The following is a 19245-nucleotide window of genomic DNA, read 5'->3' as shown; positions in this document are numbered from 1 at the left end:
TTAAAAAATTTATTTTTAATGAGGATTATCAGTGAAGAAAGGAGGCGGCTGGCCGCCTCCATAAACATCACCCTTTCGGGAAAATCCACACATGGTTTTCCGGCAATGCCAGATGGCAGTGCTGCGGATCGCGCACCTCGCTGCCATAAGCGCGAATGACAAAATCATCGCCCTGGGTGCGGAACAAATATTCCCAGCGATCGCCCAGATACATGCTGGTGAGCAGCGGCAGTTCCAGCTGATTTTCGCCCGGCTCCTCGACCAGTTTCACCCGCTCGACGCGGATCACCGCCGTGGCTTCCTGGCCGTTTTGCACGCCTGCGCCCGCCAATCCCCACAACGCCCAGCCTTTGCCCTCGATGCGCGCTTTGCCGTCGCGCAGCTCGGTGATTTTGCCGTGCAGCCGGTTGTTGCTGCCCATAAACTCGGCGGTGAACAGGGTTTTTGGCGAGCCGTACATCTCCTGCGGCGTGCCTTGCTGTTCGATTTTGCCGTTATTGAGCAGCAAAATACGGTCGGAAATCGCCATCGCCTCATTCTGGTCGTGTGTCACCATCAGCGCCGACAAGCCCAGTTTGATGATCAGCTCACGCAGGAACACGCGCGCCTCTTCGCGCAGCTTGGCATCCAGATTCGACAACGGCTCATCCAGCAGGATCACCGGCGGGTTGTAGACCAGCGCACGACCAATTGCCACGCGCTGCTGCTGACCGCCAGAAAGCTGGTGCGGATGGCGTTTACCAAGGTGGCCTAATCCCAACTGCACCAACACATCCTGCACGCGTTGGGTGATCTCCGCCGCCGCTACTTTGCGCAGCTTTAACGGATACGCCACGTTCTCGAACACGGTTTTGTGCGGCCACAAGGCGTAGGACTGGAACACCAACCCCAGATTACGTTCTTCCGCTGGGATCTCACTGCGCGGCGTGCCGGCGTAAACCGTGTTGTTGCCAATCACAATCGTGCCTTGCGTTGGCTTCTCCAGCCCGGCGACCGCACGCAGCAGCGTGGTTTTGCCGCTGCCGGACGGACCAAGCAGAGAAACCACTTCGCCGCGCTGCAAATTCATCGACACGCCTTTCAGCACCGGATTGTCGCCGTAAGTTAAGTGCAGGTTTTCGACCGATAATTCAATCATGTAATTTGACTCCAAATCGCAAGGCAATACCCAAACCGACCACGACCAGCAGGATGTTAATAAACGAGAGTGCGGCGACGATATCTATCGCGCCCGCCGCCCACAGGGAAACCAGCATGGAGCCGATGGTTTCCGTGCCGGGCGAAAGCAGGTACACGCCGGTGGAATATTCGCGCTCGAAAATCAGGAACATCAGCAGCCATGAGCCAATCAGGCCGTAACGGGATAACGGAATAGTGACGTGACGCGTGATCTGTCCGCGCGTGGCGCCGGTGCTGCGCGCCGCCTCTTCCAGTTCCGGCCCGACCTGCAGCAGCGTGGAGGAGATCAGACGCAGGCCATACGCCATCCACACCACGGTATACGCCAGCCAGACGCTGAAGATGGTGCTGCGCAGTGACCGCAGCCAGACGATCAGGTTATCGCGCAGCCACTGCGACCAGACGAAATCAGACAGCCAGCCCGATTTGAGCGAGTTATCCAGCCACATCGGCAGGAACAGGAACACCCAGAGAAACGCCAGGCCTGCCAGCAAGCCCGGCACCGCACGCGGTACCAGCACGCTGTAGTCGAGAAAGCGCGTGGTGTTATCGGGTTTGCGGTGTATGGCGATACCGATAAACAGGTAACACACCACCGCCAGCGCGCCGCCAATTACCCCAATCGCCATCGAGTTGACGATGGCGCGCAGCAGGTTAGGCTGCGCCCAGATGGTCTGGAAAGTTTTGATCGACAGCTCATCCCAGATTGAGACGCCAACGCCCCAGTTTGAGATAAACGCACGCAGCACCACGCCCAGCAGCGGCACGCCAATGGTCACCGTCAGCCAGAAGGCGACAACCGCGCCCGCCACCCAGCGCCATTTGCCCAGCGGCAGCGCACGCGCCTGCGAGGCTTTACCTTTCACGGTGACAAAGCGATTGGCGGTGCGCATCAGGCGGCGTTGCAGCATCACCAGCGGGATGGTGATACAGATCAGCACCACCGCCACGGCAGCCATCAGATGATAAGAAGGCGTGCCGAGTTTGTTAGTCAGCTGATAGAGATAGGTGGCCAACACCATGTTGCCTTCGGGATCGCCCAGCACCAGCATCAGGCCGAACACCTCCAGCCCGAGGAAGAACAGCAGCACGGTGGCATACAGCATTGAAGGACGCACCATCGGCAAGCTCACCGCCGTCATCACCTGCAGCGATGTCGCGCCCGCAATACGCGCCGCTTCTTCCACATCCGATCCCACGCTGCGCAGCGCAGAAGAGATATACAGATAGGCGTGCGGGACGTGCGTTAGCCCGGCGATCACTACGATGCTCGACATGTCGTAGATATTCCACGGCACAAAACCGAACAGCGATTGTGCCCACAGCGAGAAGAATCCCACCGGGCCCGCCGCCACCACGTAACCAAAGCCGAGTACCATCGGCGAGACAAAAATTGGCACGAGGATCAGCGGCTCAATGATGCGTCGGCCGGGCAGATCGGTGCGCACCATCAGAAACGCCAGAATACCGCCCAGCGGAATGGCGATGATCACCAGCCCGAAGGCGAGAATAAATCCGCTGCGCAGCGCTTTATAGAAGTCGGGATCGGTGAAAATAAATTCAAACGACTCGAGGCTCCACGCTTTCGACGGCGAAAAGAACGGGGCGGACAAGAAACTTTGTATCACGATAAACGACAGCGGAACGTAGATAACCAGCGCGGTTATCAGCACCACAACGCCGCGCGGCAGGCTTTGCCACTTTCTCTGCAATGCACGCATATTGAGACCCTGAATGGCGAATCAGATAACAGAAAGAGAAGCGCGACGCAGCGGCCGCGCTTCGGTACTACCGTTATTTACCGGCGGCTGTGCGCCACTGTTTGATGTAATCCAGACGTTTTTTCGGTTGCAGATATTCCAGCAGGCTTTCATCAACCGGGATCGGTTTCAGCGCGTTACCTAACATTTTGGTCAGGCCATCAATGTCATTTTTGCCTTCAATATCGTTGCGCAGGGAAGGGATGTCGGCCTGATTGGCCAGAATGCTTTGCCCTTTTTCAGACAGCACGTAATCGAGCCACAGCTTAGCCGCATGGCTGTGTTGCGCTTGCTGGCTGATGAACGAAACGCGTGACAGCACCAGCGTGTAGTCCTTCGGATAAGCGATGCCCAGCGACGGATCGGTTTTGGCGCGCGCTTCGGCGTAAGAACCCAAAATGTTAAAGCCAATCAGGTTTTCGCCGGATGAAACCCTTTCCATCATGGTGCCGGTGGAAGACTGCACGGCTAAACCGCCTTTCGCCACGTCAGCCAGGGTTTTGAAATAGTTGGGGTCGGCTTTGGCATCCTGTACTGAGAGCATGAAGCCGAGGCCCGATTTCTCAATATCGTAGGTGGTGACTTTACTCTTGAATTTGTCGGTCTGGCTGGCGATCAGCTTGGCTAACGCAGCGTGCGAATCGGGCACGTCACCGGCCGGGATCATGCGCTTGTTGTAGATAAAGACCACCGGTTCGTAGGTGGTGCCGTACGCCTTGTTATTCCACACCGCCCACTTCGGCAGCTGCGCCAGTTCAGGGGATTTGTACTCCTGCGCGTAGTCGGTCGCCAGCTTCAGGCCGGTATCCATTGAGGAGCTCCACACCACATCGCCGCTGGTGCCACCCGAGGCTTGTTCACTGATAAAACGGTTGTACAGCTCGGTGCTGTTCATATCGTTATATTCAACTTTGATGCCGGGATAAGTGGCCTCAAAGCCTTTGACCAGCGGCCCGGCGGCTTTGATGTCGGTGGTGGAGTAGACCACCACTTTGCCCTCTTTGGTGGCGGCATCAATCACGCTTTGGTAGTCCGAAGGGTAACCTTGCGGCGGAGCCGCTACGGCTGACATGGAAACAAACACAGTGGCGGCAATCAGAGACAGAGGAAAAGTGTTCGACATTATAATTAACCTTTTAGTTACATTTGAGGAACTAAAGGTCAACATAGCCGATCGCCTTTTCCACACAAGAGGTGACGGATTGTTATCTTCACGAAGTGTGATTGTTGGCGTCGTTTAGGCAATTAACACCATAAAAACCACAAGTGGCCGCGCGCGGAATTTGCGCGTGATCACAGGATTTTGCGGTACAGCCGTCGCGGGTGGCCGATATTGCCGTACTGCATCTCGACGCCAATAAATCCGATCTCTACGCAATATTCGAGGTAGCGGCGGCCGGTGGTTTTGCTGATGCCGATGTTTTCTACTACCTGTTCAACCGACCAGCTGCTGTGCGGTGCTGCGTTAAAAAAGCCTTTCACCCGTTCCAGCGTAATCGACTCAATGCCTTTGGTGGATGGCGCGGCAGGCGCGTCACTGGCTGGCAGGTTGAACAGCTTATCCAGCGCCTGTTGATCGACATTCTTCATCTGGCGCAGGGTCTGCACCAGCAGCATGAAGCGCTCTAGCGACGCGCGCAGGCGATGGAAAAACACCGGTTTCAGCAGGTAGTCAAAGGCGCCGCTGCGCATCGCGTGGCTACAGGTTTGCATGTCGCTGGCGGCGGTGATGAAAATCACCGAGCACTCAAAACGCTTCAGCAGCGGATCGTCAATCAAGGTTACGCCCTGACCATCCGGCAAATAGTTGTCGAGCAGCAGCAGCCGTGGCTGATGCGCGGCAATCAGCGCGCGCGCCTGCGCCAGCGTGGCGGCAATGCCGACCACACGCAGATGAAAGTTCTGCTCAATATATTCACGATGCAGATCGGCCAGATGCGGCTCATCTTCCACAATCACCACATCAAGCGGCTTAGCATTATTCATGGGAAAATCCTGTTAATGCGGCGGGCTGGAACGGAATAAACACCGAGAAGATGATGCCCTGCGGTGAGTTGTCGCTGATCTCAATGCTGCCGCCCGCCTGCTGTACATAACCTGCCGCCAGATAGAGGCCGATGCCGTGCTCTGCACCGAACATATCGTCTTCGCTGGACGGCTTGCTGGTGACGCCTTGCTCAAAAAGATGCGGTTTAATGCTGTCATCGATGCCGCAACCCTGATCGGCCACTTCGATTAACAGCTCCTGATTACGGCCAGAAATATACAATTCTATCGGGGCGGCGGGCGGTGTGGCATTGAGCGTGGCGTCGACGGCGTTATCCAGCAGATTACCGATCACCGACATCAACGCCGTTTCACTCAGCGCGGCAGGAATGCGGCTCAGCTGGCAGGCCGGATCAAATTTCAGCTCCACGCCTTTTTCCCGCGCACTGACATATTTCCCCAGCAGCAGCCCACAGAGCGCGGGTGAGGTGAAGCGCGCCGAGACAAAATCCAGCACCTGCTGCGCGCCAGCTGATTGCGCGTGGATGTAGCGCATCGCGTCGTCGTAACGCTGCATCTGTAACAGGCCGACCAGCGTGGCGGTCCAGTTCAGCTGTTCATGACGCATGATGCGTAAATTATCCGCATAGCGTTTCACCTGGCTCAGCTGGCTGCTCAGCGTATTGATGTCGTTTTTATCGCGGAAGCTGCATACCCAGCCGCCAGGCTCGCCGGGTTCCAGCTCGATCGCCACCCGGTTAACGATCACCTGACGCTGATTGAGCACGGTAACGTGATCGTGAGTTTTCACCTCATGCTGGCGCAAAAACGCCGGAGGAATCTGCAACACCGCATCCAGCGGTTTCCCCAGCAGTTCACTCTCACTCTGCTGAATATCCAGCAACTCGCGTGCGGCGCGATTGATGAGAATCAGCTGCCGCTCCGCGTTGACCGCAAACACGCCTTCATACATCGCTTCCAGCAGCGCTTTTTGTTGCAGCACCAGCAGGGCGATATCCTTCGGCTCCAGCCAGAACATCTGTTTTTTCAGGTTGCGACTAAACATCCAGGAAAAAATAAACAGCAGCAACAGCAGCGCCACGCCATACAAACTGGCCTGCCACAGCAGGCTAACGTTGATATTGGCAATATAGGAAGTGAGATAACCCACCGAGACAATGCCAATCACCTGATGCTGGGCATTTAAGATTGGCGCCTTGCTGCGCAGCGACACGCCGATGCCGCCTTTGCGCACTGAAATAATGGTTTTGCCCTGCAGCACCTCGGCATTGTCGCCGCCAATCATCGGTAAATTGAGGCGCTCCGGTGATTCCGAGTGATAGAGATGGTGTTCTTGCGTGTCGCCAATCACGATATAGCTGGCATCGCTTTGGTTGCGCAGCGGCTGAATCAGCGCGGCGATGCCGGCAATATCGCGGCGCGCCACTTTCTCCGCCAGTCCGGGCATCAGCGCAATCTCACTGGCCTGCACCCGCGCGCGCTGTCCCAAATCGTGATGCAGCTGGCGGTCGATAAAATGAAACAGAATGGTGCCCAGCAAGGCGAGTAGCAGGCAGGAAAACAGCACCAGCGACAGGAAGAGTTTTACCTGGAAAGATAATCTGCGTTTCATACAACCTGCAGTGAAGAGAAACTGGAGAGAGGCATGGCTGGAGACTAGCACGCGAAAATGCGTGCCGTGACACGCTATCTTCAGAGTTGTGAGCTGGCTTCAATCCCGGCGCGGCTTAGGCGCTGGTTACTGTTGGCACCGTGTCAGCGATATTCCCATCTTATTCCTGGTATTCGCCTGCTGTGGCGCTAATCAATCGGCAAAAAATCAATTCACCACGGCTAATCTATGCGCCGTTGTTTAATCCAGCCTTTCTCTGAGTAAATTCCGGTTTGGCCTGGCAACCATTGACCTTATAACCCGGAGTGGTGAGAATGCCGGGAAAAGTTTTGAATTAGATCGCAAATTTTGGGCATTAAGCCCGTTGCAGTGCGACCGCAAGCGCCGCACTGAATTAACGCCACTTGCACTCATCGGAACGCAAAAGACGCGCCGAAGTAATAAAAGTGCAGGGCACACAGCAAATATCGTTAATGTCGTGACGTTCGTTGAGAAGGCCCGTCTGTTGATGCACCTACTCAGCCCCGGTCGGCATTTCTTGTTTTTGGTGATGAGCGCGATAAAAACGCCAGCGTTTTTTTACGCTCACTACCAGACAGATAAAAATTTAATTTAAGTTCGCCGTGAATGACGTGGTGACGCTATTAAGCCAAATCACCGCAAGATAAAACGTAACTGGCTGAAAATTAACTGAACTCTTACGAGCGCAGCGCAGCATTTTTATGCCTGAAAAATGGGTTTGTGCGTAGTCAGTAAACAGGTAGCTGCAAGCCTGGGGCGGTAGCCTGCCTGTTTCACCTGACGAAAGCAGAATAAATCTGCACGCTTTATTTGGCGATTATCTTATTTAGCGATCTTTTTACAGAGAATTAAAGGCCAGTTTTATTTGACCTGAGGAAACTCTGAAATAGACAGGCAATAAATGTTAAGCCGGGCGCAAGCAACGTGCACTGTTAATCACTGCAATGTTCAGCAAATATTTTTCCGCCCGCAACTTTTACTCCGACAGAGTCCAGAGGTTATATGCAAAATCCCGTTAACGACGTTTTAATCAGCGTCATCGTGCCGGTGTATAACGCCGCGGCGTATCTGGAGCGATGCATTGATAGCCTGCTACAGCAGGAAGAAAGCCGTTTTGAAGCGATCTTTATTAATGACGGCTCCAGCGATAACTCGCTCGCGATATTACAGAATTACGCCCATTACGCGCATTTTCATATCATCGATAAAACCAACGGCGGCGTTTCGTCGGCGCGCAATCAGGGCATTCACGCCTCGCGCGGCAAACTGCTGTGCTTCTTAGACGCCGATGATTTTCTGCCGGCCAGCGCATTTGCCACCTATGTGCGGCTGATGCAAAACAACATCGCCATGGTGGGTGGGGAATCGCAGCACTTCACGCCGCAAGGCGATCCGCTCGATTTCCCGGCCAACAGCAGTGACGTGCGCCAGTTGACCGCTTCGGCGGCGATCAACGATCTGCTCTATTTCAATCCGCGTCACGGCATCTGCGACAAGGTGTTTCGTGGCGATGTGATTCGTCAGCATCAGCTCACCTTCAACGAGGAGATTTATAACTTCGAAGATCTGCTGTTTGTGGTCAATTACCTGCACCTGCAACAGGATCGTCAGGTGATCTTTACCCAGCAGGTGGTTTATCACTATGTGGAATCCACCAACTCCGCCACGCGATCGGCGTTACGCGAAAAGCATTTCTCCTTTGCACGTTCGTTTAATGGCATGCAGGCGTTTTTATCCGCGCAGCATAGCCGCTGTTATTACCATCTCTATTTAAAAGTGACCTCGTCTTATATCTATAAAGCGCTGCACAGCGACGGATTCAGCCGCGCCTTTATAGATGAATATATTTCGCTCTACCGTCGCAGCTTCAAGTCCTATTTCACATCAGGATTGATGCTCAATCCGTGGAGCCTGTACTTTGCGCTGTTTTTTGTCAGTCCACGACTGGTATCGCGTCTGCGCCGCCTGGCACAGAAATAAACGCTGAGGTTGAGTTGTGAAAGATAAATTAAAAAATTCTCTGTGGATGATCGCTGAAAAGCTGATTGCGGTGTTCGGCCTGATATTTGTCACCTCGTATGTGGCGAAATATGTGGGGCCCACCACCTTCGGCATTATCTCGATTTCGATGCTGGTCTTTCAGTTCATCCAAAGCATCGCGCTGATGGGCAGCGATGTGATTCTGCTGAAACGCTTATCGCAAAATCATCACTCCGGCATGCGCTTAATGATGGCGACCTTTCTGCTGGTGTTAGTGATTTACGGCATTCTGGCAGCCAGCGGCATGCTGATTATGGGCGAAGAGTGGAGTGCTGAAGCGCGGGTATTTGTCTGCGCAGCGGCGATTGCCTGTCTGTTTTCTTCACTCGATCTGGTCAATATCTACAATGAGGCGATGCTCAATGCGCGCCTGAATGTCATCGCCAATCTGGCGGGGCTGGCGATCAGTTTAACCGTGCGCTTCTTTATTTCGTATTACGGTCTGGATCCGCAACTGTTGTCGATTCCCATCGTACTGGCGACCTTTATTCCTTTTGCCATCAAACTGACGATATTCCTGAAATACCATCGTCAGGTACCGATTCCGGCACTGCGCCAGATGAAGAAATATTCACGCTATATGGTGGCGTCCGGTATTTCTCTGGTGTTTTCCGTGATTGCGGTGGCGATTTATACCCGCGTTAATCAAATCAGCGTGTCGTATTTCCTTGGCGTTAAAGAGGCGGGGATTTTCTCTGTCGCGCTGACGCTCGCCACCGCGTGGGTATTTTTACCCAATGCCTTGCTGGCTTCCTTTTTCCCGGCGTTCTTTGCCGAACGTGACGATCGGCAATCGATTATCAAAGCGCAGAAATTACATCTGCTGGTGATAGGTGTCTCGTCGCTGGTGATTCTGGCGATTTGGTTATTGTCCGGATGGTTTATCCGTGACTTTTACGGTGCGGAGTATCTCGATGCGGTAGCGCCAACGCTGTTACTCAGCGTGGGGGCGATGTGCGCGGTGCTAAGTAGCGTGATGGATCGTTTCATTATTAAGTACAACGGATATCGCTATTTAGTGAAGAAAACCTTCGTGGTGTTATTAATTTGCGTGGCCTCCTCTTTATTGTTGGTTCCTTATTTCGGTTTAAATGGCGCGGCCATGAGCGTGGTATTAACCGAGTTTTTATCTTTCTCCCTGCTTAATTACTTTTTCCCTGCTCAACCCGTAATGCGTATTCATCAAATTTTTATCAATCCCAGGAAACTATGGCTGTTATTTAACAATATCAAAACCTCAGACAGTAAAGAGAGTTTATCATGAATGAAAAACCCCTGTTTAGTCTTATCATTCCCGTCTATAACTCACAAAAAACCATTAAACGTACCTTACTGAGCGTGCTTAAACAGACGTTCAGCAGTTACGAAGTGATTGTGGTTAATGATGGCAGCAGCGATTCAACCGCGAATATTCTGCAGGAGTTTAGTGCTTATTCGCAGGTCACGGTAATTCACCAAATTAATGCCGGTGTCAGCGCCGCTCGAAATAGCGGAATGCAGCAAGCCAGCGGTGAATATGTGTTATTCCTCGATGCGGATGATTGGGTGGATGATAACTTCCTGATGATCTTCAAACAGAATCTCGATGCCTGGCCAGCGGAATCTGTCGATTTGATGGTGGGCAACCTCAACGATAACCGCGTGGGCAAAGTGTCGCAGGCGGGCTTCTTCAGTCAGGAGGACATTCCTTATGTGCTCGGTGAGCTGGAGATGAGTGATAACATCGGTTATCTGCATAACAAATGTTATCGCCGTCAGATTATTGAGGAGTTGAACCTGCGCTTTTTGGAAGGTATCTCCATGAGCGAAGATTTGCTATTTAACCTTAAATTCTTCAGCTGCATTAGCAATTTTCTGGTCACGCCGGGTGCGGCTTATCATTATGAAGACGTGGCGGGTTCATTATCGAAGCGTAAAGTGCAATACAGTGAACTGAAAGTACGTAAACAGTTTCTCACCGCACTGTATGATTCGATCATCAGTAAATATCAGGCCAGCGATCTCGACTATTTCCTTAAAGGCATCTCCAAACGTGTGCTGGCGCTGGATATGCAAATCGTGACCGCAATGTATCACTCATCGTTTTCACCTGCGGATATTGCCCAGGAAATTGATCAAATAAAGCGGGGTAAATACTCAAAAGGTATTTTCATCCTGCTGAATAAAAATGAAAAATTGAAGTACATGATTATGAATTTGAATACACTCACAGCGTACTATTTTCTTTATGCACTCTACAGAATGCGCGCATTCTAATTAAATTCTCCCGGCGTTAGCCTCTGGACGCATTTGCTGTATCAGAGGCTAGTGGCCGGGGGAGTTGCTCTTGTGTCATTTGCACTACCCGTGGTAACAGCCCAGCGTTGCCACACCTTTCCACTTTCCTCACGCCTTTCTGCTGACTCCCCGTTACTCCTTCTTGCACTCATTCCGCGTCTCATGTCAAATAGCGCCCCATGCAATCGATTGCGCGCATGTTTCGTGCATTTACTGCGGCGCAAAACATCAGGATGCGTGAATTTCATCTCATGAAGCGTCATCCTTTGCGTTCCGGCCGGGCGGAGCAGCCCACGCCATGATTGGTAGCCATCTTTGTGGCTGCATGTTGATAAAGCTTGAAATTCTGGAGAGACAGATGGACAACTCACAAACCGGTACGCTTGGCACCGTAGATACGGCGGCTAAGGGCTGGCGTAAGAGTGATACCGTGTGGATGCTGGGTCTGTACGGTACGGCGATTGGTGCGGGCGTGCTTTTCCTGCCGATTAATGCCGGTGCAGGCGGGCTGATTCCGCTGATTATCATGGCGATTCTTGCCTTCCCGATGACCTATTACGCGCACCGTGCGTTAACGCGCTTTGTGCTCTCCGGTAAAAATCCCGGCGAAGACATTACCGAAGTGGTGGAAGAGCACTTTGGCGTGGGCGCGGGCAAGATCATCACCTTGCTCTACTTCTTTGCTATCTATCCGATCCTGCTGATGTACAGCGTGGCGATCACCAATACCGTTGATAGCTTTATCGTGCATCAGCTGGGGCTGGTTTCGCCGCCGCGTGCGCTGCTGTCGCTGATTCTGATCATCGGCATGATGACGGTGGTGCGCTTTGGCGAGCAGATGATTGTGAAAGCGATGAGCATACTGGTGTTCCCGTTTGTGGCGGTGCTGATGCTGCTGGCGGCTTATCTGGTACCGCACTGGCATGGTGCAGCGCTGGAAACGTTGTCGTTAGATGCGAATGTAAGCGGCCACGGCATTCTGATGACGCTGTGGCTGGCGATTCCGGTGATGGTGTTCTCCTTTAATCATTCGCCGATTATCTCCTCTTTTGCTGTTGCCAAGCGCGATGAGTACGGCGCAGGCGCGGAGAAGAAGTGTTCGCGCATCCTGGCGAACGCCCATCTGCTTATGGTCGTGACGGTGATGTTCTTTGTGTTCAGCTGCGTGCTGAGCCTGTCGCCCGCCGATCTGCAGGCGGCGAAAGATCAGAACATCACCATTCTGTCCTATTTAGCCAACCACTTTAATGTACCGATGATTGCGTGGATGGGGCCGATTGTGGCGATGGTGGCGATCACGAAGTCGTTTCTCGGGCATTATCTGGGGGCGCGTGAAGGGTTTAACGGCATGGTGGTGAAGTCGCTGCGCAGCCGCGGTAAAACCGTCACGCCGCAGCGTCTGAATCGCCTGACCACCACGTTTATGCTGCTGACCACCTGGCTGGTGGCAACGCTGAACCCCAGTATTCTGGGCATGATTGAAACGCTGGGTGGGCCGATTATTGCGATGATTCTGTTCCTGATGCCGATGTATGCCATTCAGAAAGTGCCGGCGATGCGTCAGTACAGCGGGAAAATCAGTAACGTGTTTGTGGTGATCGTTGGCGTGCTGGCGATTTCCTCGATTGCTTATTCGCTGGTCAGTTAAGCATACATATCAGAAAGGTCGCCAGGCATGGCGACCTTGTCATCATTACACCGCAGCCGTTTTAAACACACTCATCGACTGCGCCAGGCGATCTGCCTGTTCCTGCAACGCCTGCGACGCCGCTGAGGCTTCCTGCACCAACGCGGCATTCTGCTGCGTCACCGCCTCCATCTGCGTAATCGCTGAGTTGATCTCGCTAATCCCGCTACTTTGCTCGCTGCTGGCAATGGTGATTTCGCTCATAATATCCGCCACGCTCTTCACGCTGTTGACCACTTCACCAATCGTTGAACCGGCGTGCGTCACCAGACGGCTACCTTCATCCACCTGCGCGACCGAATCCTCAATCAACACCTTGATCTCTTTCGCGGCAGATGCCGAACGTGCCGCCAGATTACGTACTTCGGTGGCTACCACGGCGAAACCACGGCCTTGCTCACCGGCGCGTGCGGCTTCGACCGCGGCGTTAAGGGAAAGTATGTTGGTCTGGAAGGCGATGGAATCGATCACGCTGATAATATCGACGATCTTCTTCGAAGAGAGCGTAATGGCTTCCATCTTCTCGATCACCTGTTCCATCACCACGCCGCCTTGCTTCGCCACGTTGGAGGTGTTGGCCACCAGCTGATTGGCTTCCCGCGCGTTTTCGGCGTTGTGCTTGACGGTGGCGGTCATCTGTTCCATCGCCGATGCGGTCTCTTCCAGCGAGCTGGCCTGCTGTTCGGTGCGTGATGAGAGGTCGATGTTACCGCTGGAGATTTGATTCGAGGCGACAGCGATGGTATCGGAACCGGCGCGCACATCGGAAACGATAGTGAGCAGATTGTCGTTCATCGCCTGCAGCGCCTGCATCAGCACGGCGGTTTCATCTTTACCGCTGATTTCAATGTGCGAACTGAGATCGCCTGCCGCGACTTTCCCGGCGATTTCCACCGCTTCATTCAGCGGACGCACAATTGAACGCGTCAGCATAAAGCCTAATACGATGGAGGCCGCAATGGCGAGAGCGGAGAAGATTAGCGTCATCTCAATAGCGGATGAGCCGTTATCAATAATCTTCGCGCCTTCTTGCTGTAACTGCTGCGATTGCGAATCGGCAAACGCCACCGCGCTCGCCAGGAAAGCGTTTTGCGTATCGGTAATGGATTTCAGTACATAGGTGCTGGCGGCGTCTGCATCGCCAGCGCGTACCAGCTCAATCAGCTGATGTTTCTCGGCCTCGAATTTGTCACTGGCCGCCAGCAGCCCGGCGATTTTCTTTTTACCCACTTCGGTAACCTGTATCGCTTTGATTTTATTCATCGCGTTGTTGGTATGCTCAGTGGCTTCGGCGAGTTGCTGATAACGTTTAACGTTATTTTCCGGACGCGTGGTATCAATCACGATGCCACGCAGATATTTAATTTGATCGTTAACACCGTCACGGACGTCAAAACCGAGACGCACTTTCACGTAACGGTCTTCCACAATCGACGTAATACCGGTTTTGATGTTGTTAATTTTGGTAATCGACGTGATGCCGATAATGACTAACAGTGCCACCACTAAACCAAAGGCGATGCCCAAACGGACGCCGACCTTCATATTCTTTAAGCTCAACATTGGTTCTCCCCGTAATGCCAAAAATTGATGTTTTCAAGACGGAAAAGCAGGCAGGGCGCCCGCATCAGGTTGATGTTTTCTAAGGTAAAAATGGTTACGCAGCGTGACAAATCTGGTATGGCAGCACCAGCGCAAGCGCTATCAGTTATCGGTTGTTAATGTTTTAACTTTAATTTTTTAGAGATGCGTCACGGTTTGGTTAATGACGTTAACCTTGATTTTTGACTGGATGGGAAAGTTAGGCGGGAGGATCCTGGTTGGAGGGTCGCCAGGAATGGCGTAATGCCGATCAGTTAAGCACCTTATCAAATCACCGCACATTCCGTAGCGGCGCGATTTATCGCGCAATGAATTGCGCCGCTACAAGGTGTGCTCTGGTAATTAAGGGTTTTCAGGTCTTAACTGACAAGCATTACGCTATGAACGGTGGCGTTACGATAATTAACGCGGCTTTTTCAGCACGCCGTGGATCACATTTGACAGCTCGTTGATTTCGAACTTCGCCACATAACCATCGGCACCGACTTTGCGCACATGATCTTCGTTGGCGCTGCCGGAGAGTGAAGAGTGGATCACCACCGGAATCTGGCGCAGGTTGTTATCGCGTTTGATGTTGCGCGTTAAGGTAAAGCCATCCATCTCCGGCATTTCGAGATCGGTCAGCACCAGCGCGATCTTGTCGTGGATCGACTCACCGTTTGCAGCCGCTTCTTTCTGCATCTCGTTAATTTTGATCCAGGCTTCCAGACCGGTGTTGTGCATAATCGCCGGGATGCCCATGCTTTTCAGGCCTTGCTCCAGCAGCTGACGCGCCACTTTGGAATCTTCCGCCACAATTGCCACCTGGCCAGGCTTCAGATTGAAGTCTTTGGCGGTCTCTGCGCTTGGCTCAACGCCGCGCACTGAAGGAATGATGTCATACAGAATCTGCTCAACGTCCAGTACCATCGCCAGATTATTGCTTTGGCCGTCGGTATCCAGACAGGCGATGCTGGTGATGTTGCGGCTACCGATGCCCGCTTCCGCCGTGTGCACCTGGCTCCAGTCGAGACGCACAATGTTCTCCACCGATTCCACGGCAAACGCCTGAGTGCTGCGCGCATATTCGGTCACCAGCAGCAGGTTAAGGCCGGTTTCTGGTTTGCAGCCGGTGACGGCGGGCAGATCGATAACCGGAATAAACTGGCCGCGAATACTCGCCATGCCAAGCAGCGGCGATTGCATGCCAGCGGCGCGAGTGATGGTGGGCATCGGCACGATTTCACGCAGTTTAAACACGTTGATGCCGTACAGCTCAGATTTGCCTTTCAGCTGATCGGAACCCAGTCGGAACAACAGCAGTTCGAATTTATTGGAAAGCGCAAGGTTGGCGCGTTCATCGATCTCTTTCTGAAAATTATCCATCATGGCCTCGGAGCAGATCTGGGCTGAGTAAAGGGCAGGGCAATATCGCCATGATTAACTTATCGGCAGAAGAGAAAAAAAATGAAGGGGGAGATAACGGAAATTTTAGCGTGAGAGCGATCGCCCTCACGCGGGTACCCTTTACTTCAGCAGAATGGCGCGCACGCTTTTGCCTTTGATCTTGCCCTCTTTCAGCTTGATCAGCGCTTTCTTCGCCTGAGCGGCGTCGATGGCAACATAGGCGTGGGTGGCGGTCATATCGATCTTGCCGATCTGGTCGCCGCTGAATCCGGCTTCACCGGTCAGCGCGCCGAGAATATCGCCCGGACGGATTTTGGCTTTGCGGCCGCCATCAATGCACAGCGTCATTTTGGTCGCCGGCAGCGATTTGGCGCTGGTGCCTTTCAGCGAGCTGGAGGAAACCCAATTCAGCTTCTGCTGCAGATACTCTTCCAGCGCATTGGCGCGCACCATTTCGTCGGGGGCGACAAAGCTTACCGCCAACCCTTTCTCACCGGCGCGACCGGTACGGCCGATGCGATGAATGTGCACTTCCGGATCCCACGCCAGCTGAAAATTCACCACCAGCGCCAGCGATTTAATATCCAGACCGCGTGCAGCGACATCGGTGGCGATCAACACGCGGATGCTGCCGTTGGCGAAGCGAATCAGCACGCGCTCACGATCGCGCTGCTCCAGATCGCCATGCAGCGCTAACGCACTGATATCACGCTCGTTCAGCGCGGCAGCAACGTCGTCACACTCGCGCTTGGTGTTACAGAACACCACGCAGGAGGCCGGTTGTTGCTGGCTGAGCAGCGCGCCGAGCAAGCTGTGGCGCTCTTTGGCGCTGGCTTCAATAAACTGCTGCTCGATGGTCGGTAACTCGGTTTTATCTTCGGTGGCGACTGCCAGCGCATCGCGCTGAAAACGCTGGCTGAGACTGGCGATGGTATCCGGCCAGGTGGCAGAGAACAGCAGCGTCTGGCGCGTTTCCGGTGTAAAGCCGATGATCGCTTCCATATCGTCGCGGAAGCCCATCTCCAGCATGCGATCGGCTTCATCCAGCACCAGCGTTTGCAGCTGGCTGAGATCAAGGTTGTCGCGCTTCAGGTGATCGAGCAAACGGCCCGGCGTGCCGACCACGATATGTGGCGCATGCACTAAGGAATCACGTTGCGCGCTCATCGGCTGGCCGCCGCACAGCGTCAGAATTTTGATGTTGCGGGTAAAACGCGCCAGCTGACGCAGCACGTTGCTGACCTGATCGGCCAGCTCACGCGTCGGGCACAGAATCAGCCCCTGGGTGTGGAACTGGCTGTTATCGATGCGGTTCAGCAAACCCACGCCAAAGGCGGCGGTTTTGCCACTGCCGGTTTTCGCCTGCGCACGCACGTCGCGCCCTTCCAGAATCGCGGGCAGGGAAGCGGCCTGAATCGGCGTCATGGCGTCGAAACCCATCTCGCGCAGGTTATCGAGTTGGCTGGTGGGCAGTTGCGTCAGGGTAGAAAAAGCAGTCACGGGAAAGTCTCTAATTGCGGGTAGGATGGCGGCGGTCAGTCTGGCAGAAAGGGGCGTGATCGGCAATGGCAAAAGCGCTTCTGCTGCCTGCCTGAAAACCGTTAGCGTTATAGCAGGCTTGTCTCGTTTTTATACGCATACTGTTGCGAAGTTCTAATGCTTTTGAGGCTGATTTTATTCTGCAATGAAGGCGCTAAACCTCGACATATGCAACGAAAAAGGAGAATTAGCGTTATTAAACAAGCATTATCAGGGTTTGTTAATGCTTACTTATAAGTATTGTGCTAATGAATGGCTTCGCTTAGGTAAAATTCTGATTAAAACGAATAGCCGATTTGCTTTATATTTACCCCGCCGTTTGGCTAATCAGTAAATACCCATAATATTTCAGAGGTCATTTCATTGAGTCATTATGTCCAGGGACAAAACGAAGACATTCTGAAAATCGTCGGCCGCGCCGTGTTAACGCTGCATCTGCATGGGGAAACCTTATCTTCGGATAAAGTCAGCTCTATGATTGCCTGTTACGCGGAAGAAGAGCCTGTCAGCGACGATGAAAACCAGCGGCTGTATGCGCTGGCGATTCAGATGCTTTCGTAAAATCCAGCACTCACCGGGTGTGCGCATGCTGCCTGTTTATGTCGTACGTAAAGCCTCCTTGCGGAGGCTTTTTTGTTGGGTGCCTTCAGCCACAAGCTGCATACCATTGTAGCGGCGCAATTTATTGCGCTATGTCGTGAAGGTCGCGGTGCCGCCATTAATACGCGCGATAAATCGCGCCGCTACGGGAATGTGCGATTTTTGGGCTTACGCACTGAACACTGGCAATCCGCGGTGGAAGGTGGCGCGGACCGGGGAGATGCGGGCGACGGCTTCGGCGGAGCAGCTGGCCTCGACCAGCATCATGCTGGCTTCATCGTCGACCTTCGGCCACTGACGTTCGCCCTGATTCGACAGCGGCAAAATCCCGCCAGTGGCGATATGCAGCGCGCGGCTCAAACCGAACTCATCGGAACCGCGATACAGCTGCGCGTACAAATTGGCTTTCTCCAGCATGCTGCCGGTGCCAAACGGTGACCAGTGATCGATCACGCTGTCCGTGCCGGTCATCACCGTGATGCCCGCCGCCTGCAACTGCGGCAGCGGCATGGTCAGCTTGCCAATCGGAATGGTCGACGCCACGCTCATCTGCTGCTCGGCCATGCCCGTAATCATCTGATCCAGCGCTTTGCCTTCCAGCGTGCCGAGCGCAAAACCGTGGCTCAGCGTCACTTTGCCCTTCAGCTGCGGGTTTTTCGCGATGGTGTCGATCATGTACTGAATGGCCGCCACGCCGGATGGCGAGGTTTCGTGCAGATGGATATCCACGCCGCGCTGGAAATCGAGGGCGATATGGAACATCGCATCCAGCGACGCCTGCATCGCGCCATCCACGTTGGTGGGATCCAGCCCGCCGACAAACTGCACGCCCATCTGCATCGCTTCGCGCATCAAGCCATCAACCTTCGAGTGCAGCAAACCGTGCTGCGGGAAGGCAACAATTTCACACGGGAATTCCGCATGATTCGCCAGCGCCAGCTTGAGATGCTCAAGGCTTTTCAGGCCGCTAACCGGATCGATATTGCAGTGGCTGCGCGCTTCGGTGGTGCCTTTGCTGTGCAGCAAACCAATGATCGCTTCGGCACGCGCCTGCGACGTCGGCAGCAGTTGCGGGATCAGCACCTGTTCGCGCGCAATCATATCCATGATGGTTTTGCCCTGACGCGGACGCGGCGCTTCCCACGGACCACCGTAAAAGGTTTTGTCGAGATGGATATGCATATCGCGGGTGCGCGGCAGCAGCAGGGCGCCGTTGGCATCCCACTGAGGCAGATTGGTGTTGCGCGCTTTGCCTGCGGCATCAATCGCCGCGAAAGTGCCGTCTTTGATGGTGATGTCGTACAGCGCGGTGCGTGTGGCGATCACCTCTTTACCGTCGCGCTCAAAGCCCTCTTCGAGGCGGACATTGAGCAGCTGGTAGTGCGCAACGCGCGGTGGCGGCGTGTGCGGCTGTGTGCTATTAGCGAGCAGCGGTGAAGCGGGTGCAGCGTAGCTGATGCCGGCGGCCAGCAGGCTTCCGGCGGCGGTCAGACTGAGAAATTCACGACGGCTGGGAGAGGTCAGTTGCATCAGCG

The 19245-nt window shown here is 53.9% G+C and carries 14 protein-coding genes; 5 read left to right on the top strand and 9 right to left on the bottom strand.

Annotation, left to right across the window (positions count from 1 at the left end):
* Window positions 1-67: 67 nt before the first annotated feature.
* The 5 genes from IB226_RS19395 to IB226_RS19375 form a co-directional block, all read right to left on the bottom strand.
* A complete protein-coding gene (locus tag IB226_RS19395; protein WP_192236749.1) occupies window positions 68-1138 on the bottom strand; it encodes an ABC transporter ATP-binding protein in 1071 nt (356 codons plus the stop codon).
* Complete coding sequence (locus IB226_RS19390) at window positions 1131-2900, bottom strand: iron ABC transporter permease (protein WP_192236748.1); 1770 nt, start codon at window positions 2898-2900, stop codon at window positions 1131-1133. The genes IB226_RS19395 and IB226_RS19390 overlap by 8 nt, the downstream gene beginning before the upstream one ends.
* A gap of 73 nt (window positions 2901-2973) precedes the next feature.
* Window positions 2974-4062 (bottom strand): ABC transporter substrate-binding protein, encoded by a 1089-nt coding sequence (locus IB226_RS19385; protein ID WP_137385230.1) that lies wholly within the window; start codon window positions 4060-4062, stop codon window positions 2974-2976.
* Window positions 4063-4232: 170 nt separating this feature from the next.
* Window positions 4233-4925: a response regulator gene (locus IB226_RS19380; RefSeq protein ID WP_110867792.1), complete on the bottom strand. Its 693-nt coding sequence runs from the start codon at window positions 4923-4925 to the stop codon at window positions 4233-4235.
* Entirely contained in the window at window positions 4918-6558 is a 1641-nt protein-coding gene (locus IB226_RS19375) for a sensor histidine kinase (protein ID WP_192236747.1), read from the bottom strand. The genes IB226_RS19380 and IB226_RS19375 overlap by 8 nt, the downstream gene beginning before the upstream one ends.
* A gap of 1023 nt (window positions 6559-7581) precedes the next feature.
* On the opposite strand from IB226_RS19375, the gene IB226_RS19370 reads away from it, so the two are divergent.
* The 4 genes from IB226_RS19370 to IB226_RS19355 all read left to right on the top strand — a co-directional run bounded on the left by IB226_RS19370 (window position 7582) and on the right by IB226_RS19355 (window position 12544).
* Window positions 7582-8559, top strand: a complete 978-nt coding sequence (locus IB226_RS19370; RefSeq protein ID WP_192236746.1) for a glycosyltransferase family 2 protein — start codon at window positions 7582-7584, stop codon at window positions 8557-8559.
* Between the two features lie 16 nt (window positions 8560-8575).
* The gene (locus IB226_RS19365; RefSeq protein WP_110867789.1) at window positions 8576-9883 is read left to right on the top strand and encodes an oligosaccharide flippase family protein; all 1308 of its coding nucleotides are present in this window, start codon (window positions 8576-8578) and stop codon (window positions 9881-9883) included.
* A complete protein-coding gene (locus IB226_RS19360; protein ID WP_101762499.1) occupies window positions 9880-10875 on the top strand; it encodes a glycosyltransferase family A protein in 996 nt (331 codons plus the stop codon). Before IB226_RS19365 ends, IB226_RS19360 begins: the two co-directional genes overlap by 4 nt.
* Before the next feature lie 379 nt (window positions 10876-11254).
* Window positions 11255-12544, top strand: a complete 1290-nt coding sequence (locus tag IB226_RS19355; protein ID WP_192236745.1) for an HAAAP family serine/threonine permease — start codon at window positions 11255-11257, stop codon at window positions 12542-12544.
* A 45-nt stretch (window positions 12545-12589) separates the two neighbouring features.
* On the opposite strand, the gene IB226_RS19350 is transcribed toward IB226_RS19355, so the two are convergent.
* From IB226_RS19350 to dbpA, 3 genes are all read right to left on the bottom strand, one after another.
* A complete protein-coding gene (locus IB226_RS19350; protein WP_192236744.1) occupies window positions 12590-14146 on the bottom strand; it encodes a methyl-accepting chemotaxis protein in 1557 nt (518 codons plus the stop codon).
* A gap of 441 nt (window positions 14147-14587) precedes the next feature.
* A complete protein-coding gene (locus tag IB226_RS19345) occupies window positions 14588-15550 on the bottom strand; it encodes a chemotaxis protein (RefSeq protein ID WP_008105989.1) in 963 nt (320 codons plus the stop codon).
* Between the two features lie 141 nt (window positions 15551-15691).
* Window positions 15692-17071 carry an ATP-dependent RNA helicase DbpA gene (dbpA, locus tag IB226_RS19340; RefSeq protein WP_192236743.1) on the bottom strand — a complete coding sequence of 460 codons (1380 nt, stop codon included), beginning with the start codon at window positions 17069-17071 and terminating at the stop codon, window positions 15692-15694.
* Window positions 17072-17473: 402 nt separating this feature from the next.
* On the opposite strand from dbpA, the gene IB226_RS19335 reads away from it, so the two are divergent.
* Window positions 17474-17671, top strand: coding sequence for a hypothetical protein (locus tag IB226_RS19335; protein WP_039333073.1), 198 nt, complete (start codon window positions 17474-17476; stop codon window positions 17669-17671).
* Window positions 17672-17878: 207 nt separating this feature from the next.
* Here IB226_RS19335 and IB226_RS19330 read toward each other — a convergent pair whose 3' ends face one another.
* A complete protein-coding gene (locus IB226_RS19330) occupies window positions 17879-19240 on the bottom strand; it encodes an amidohydrolase family protein (protein WP_192236742.1) in 1362 nt (453 codons plus the stop codon).
* Between the last annotated feature and the right edge of the window lie 5 nt (window positions 19241-19245).

Source organism: Pantoea sp. PNT03, assembly GCF_014852515.1.
Lineage (GTDB): Bacteria > Pseudomonadota > Gammaproteobacteria > Enterobacterales > Enterobacteriaceae > Pantoea > Pantoea leporis.
Note: the sequence above shows the minus strand (reverse complement) of the source record. Positions and strands in the feature narration are given on the sequence as shown.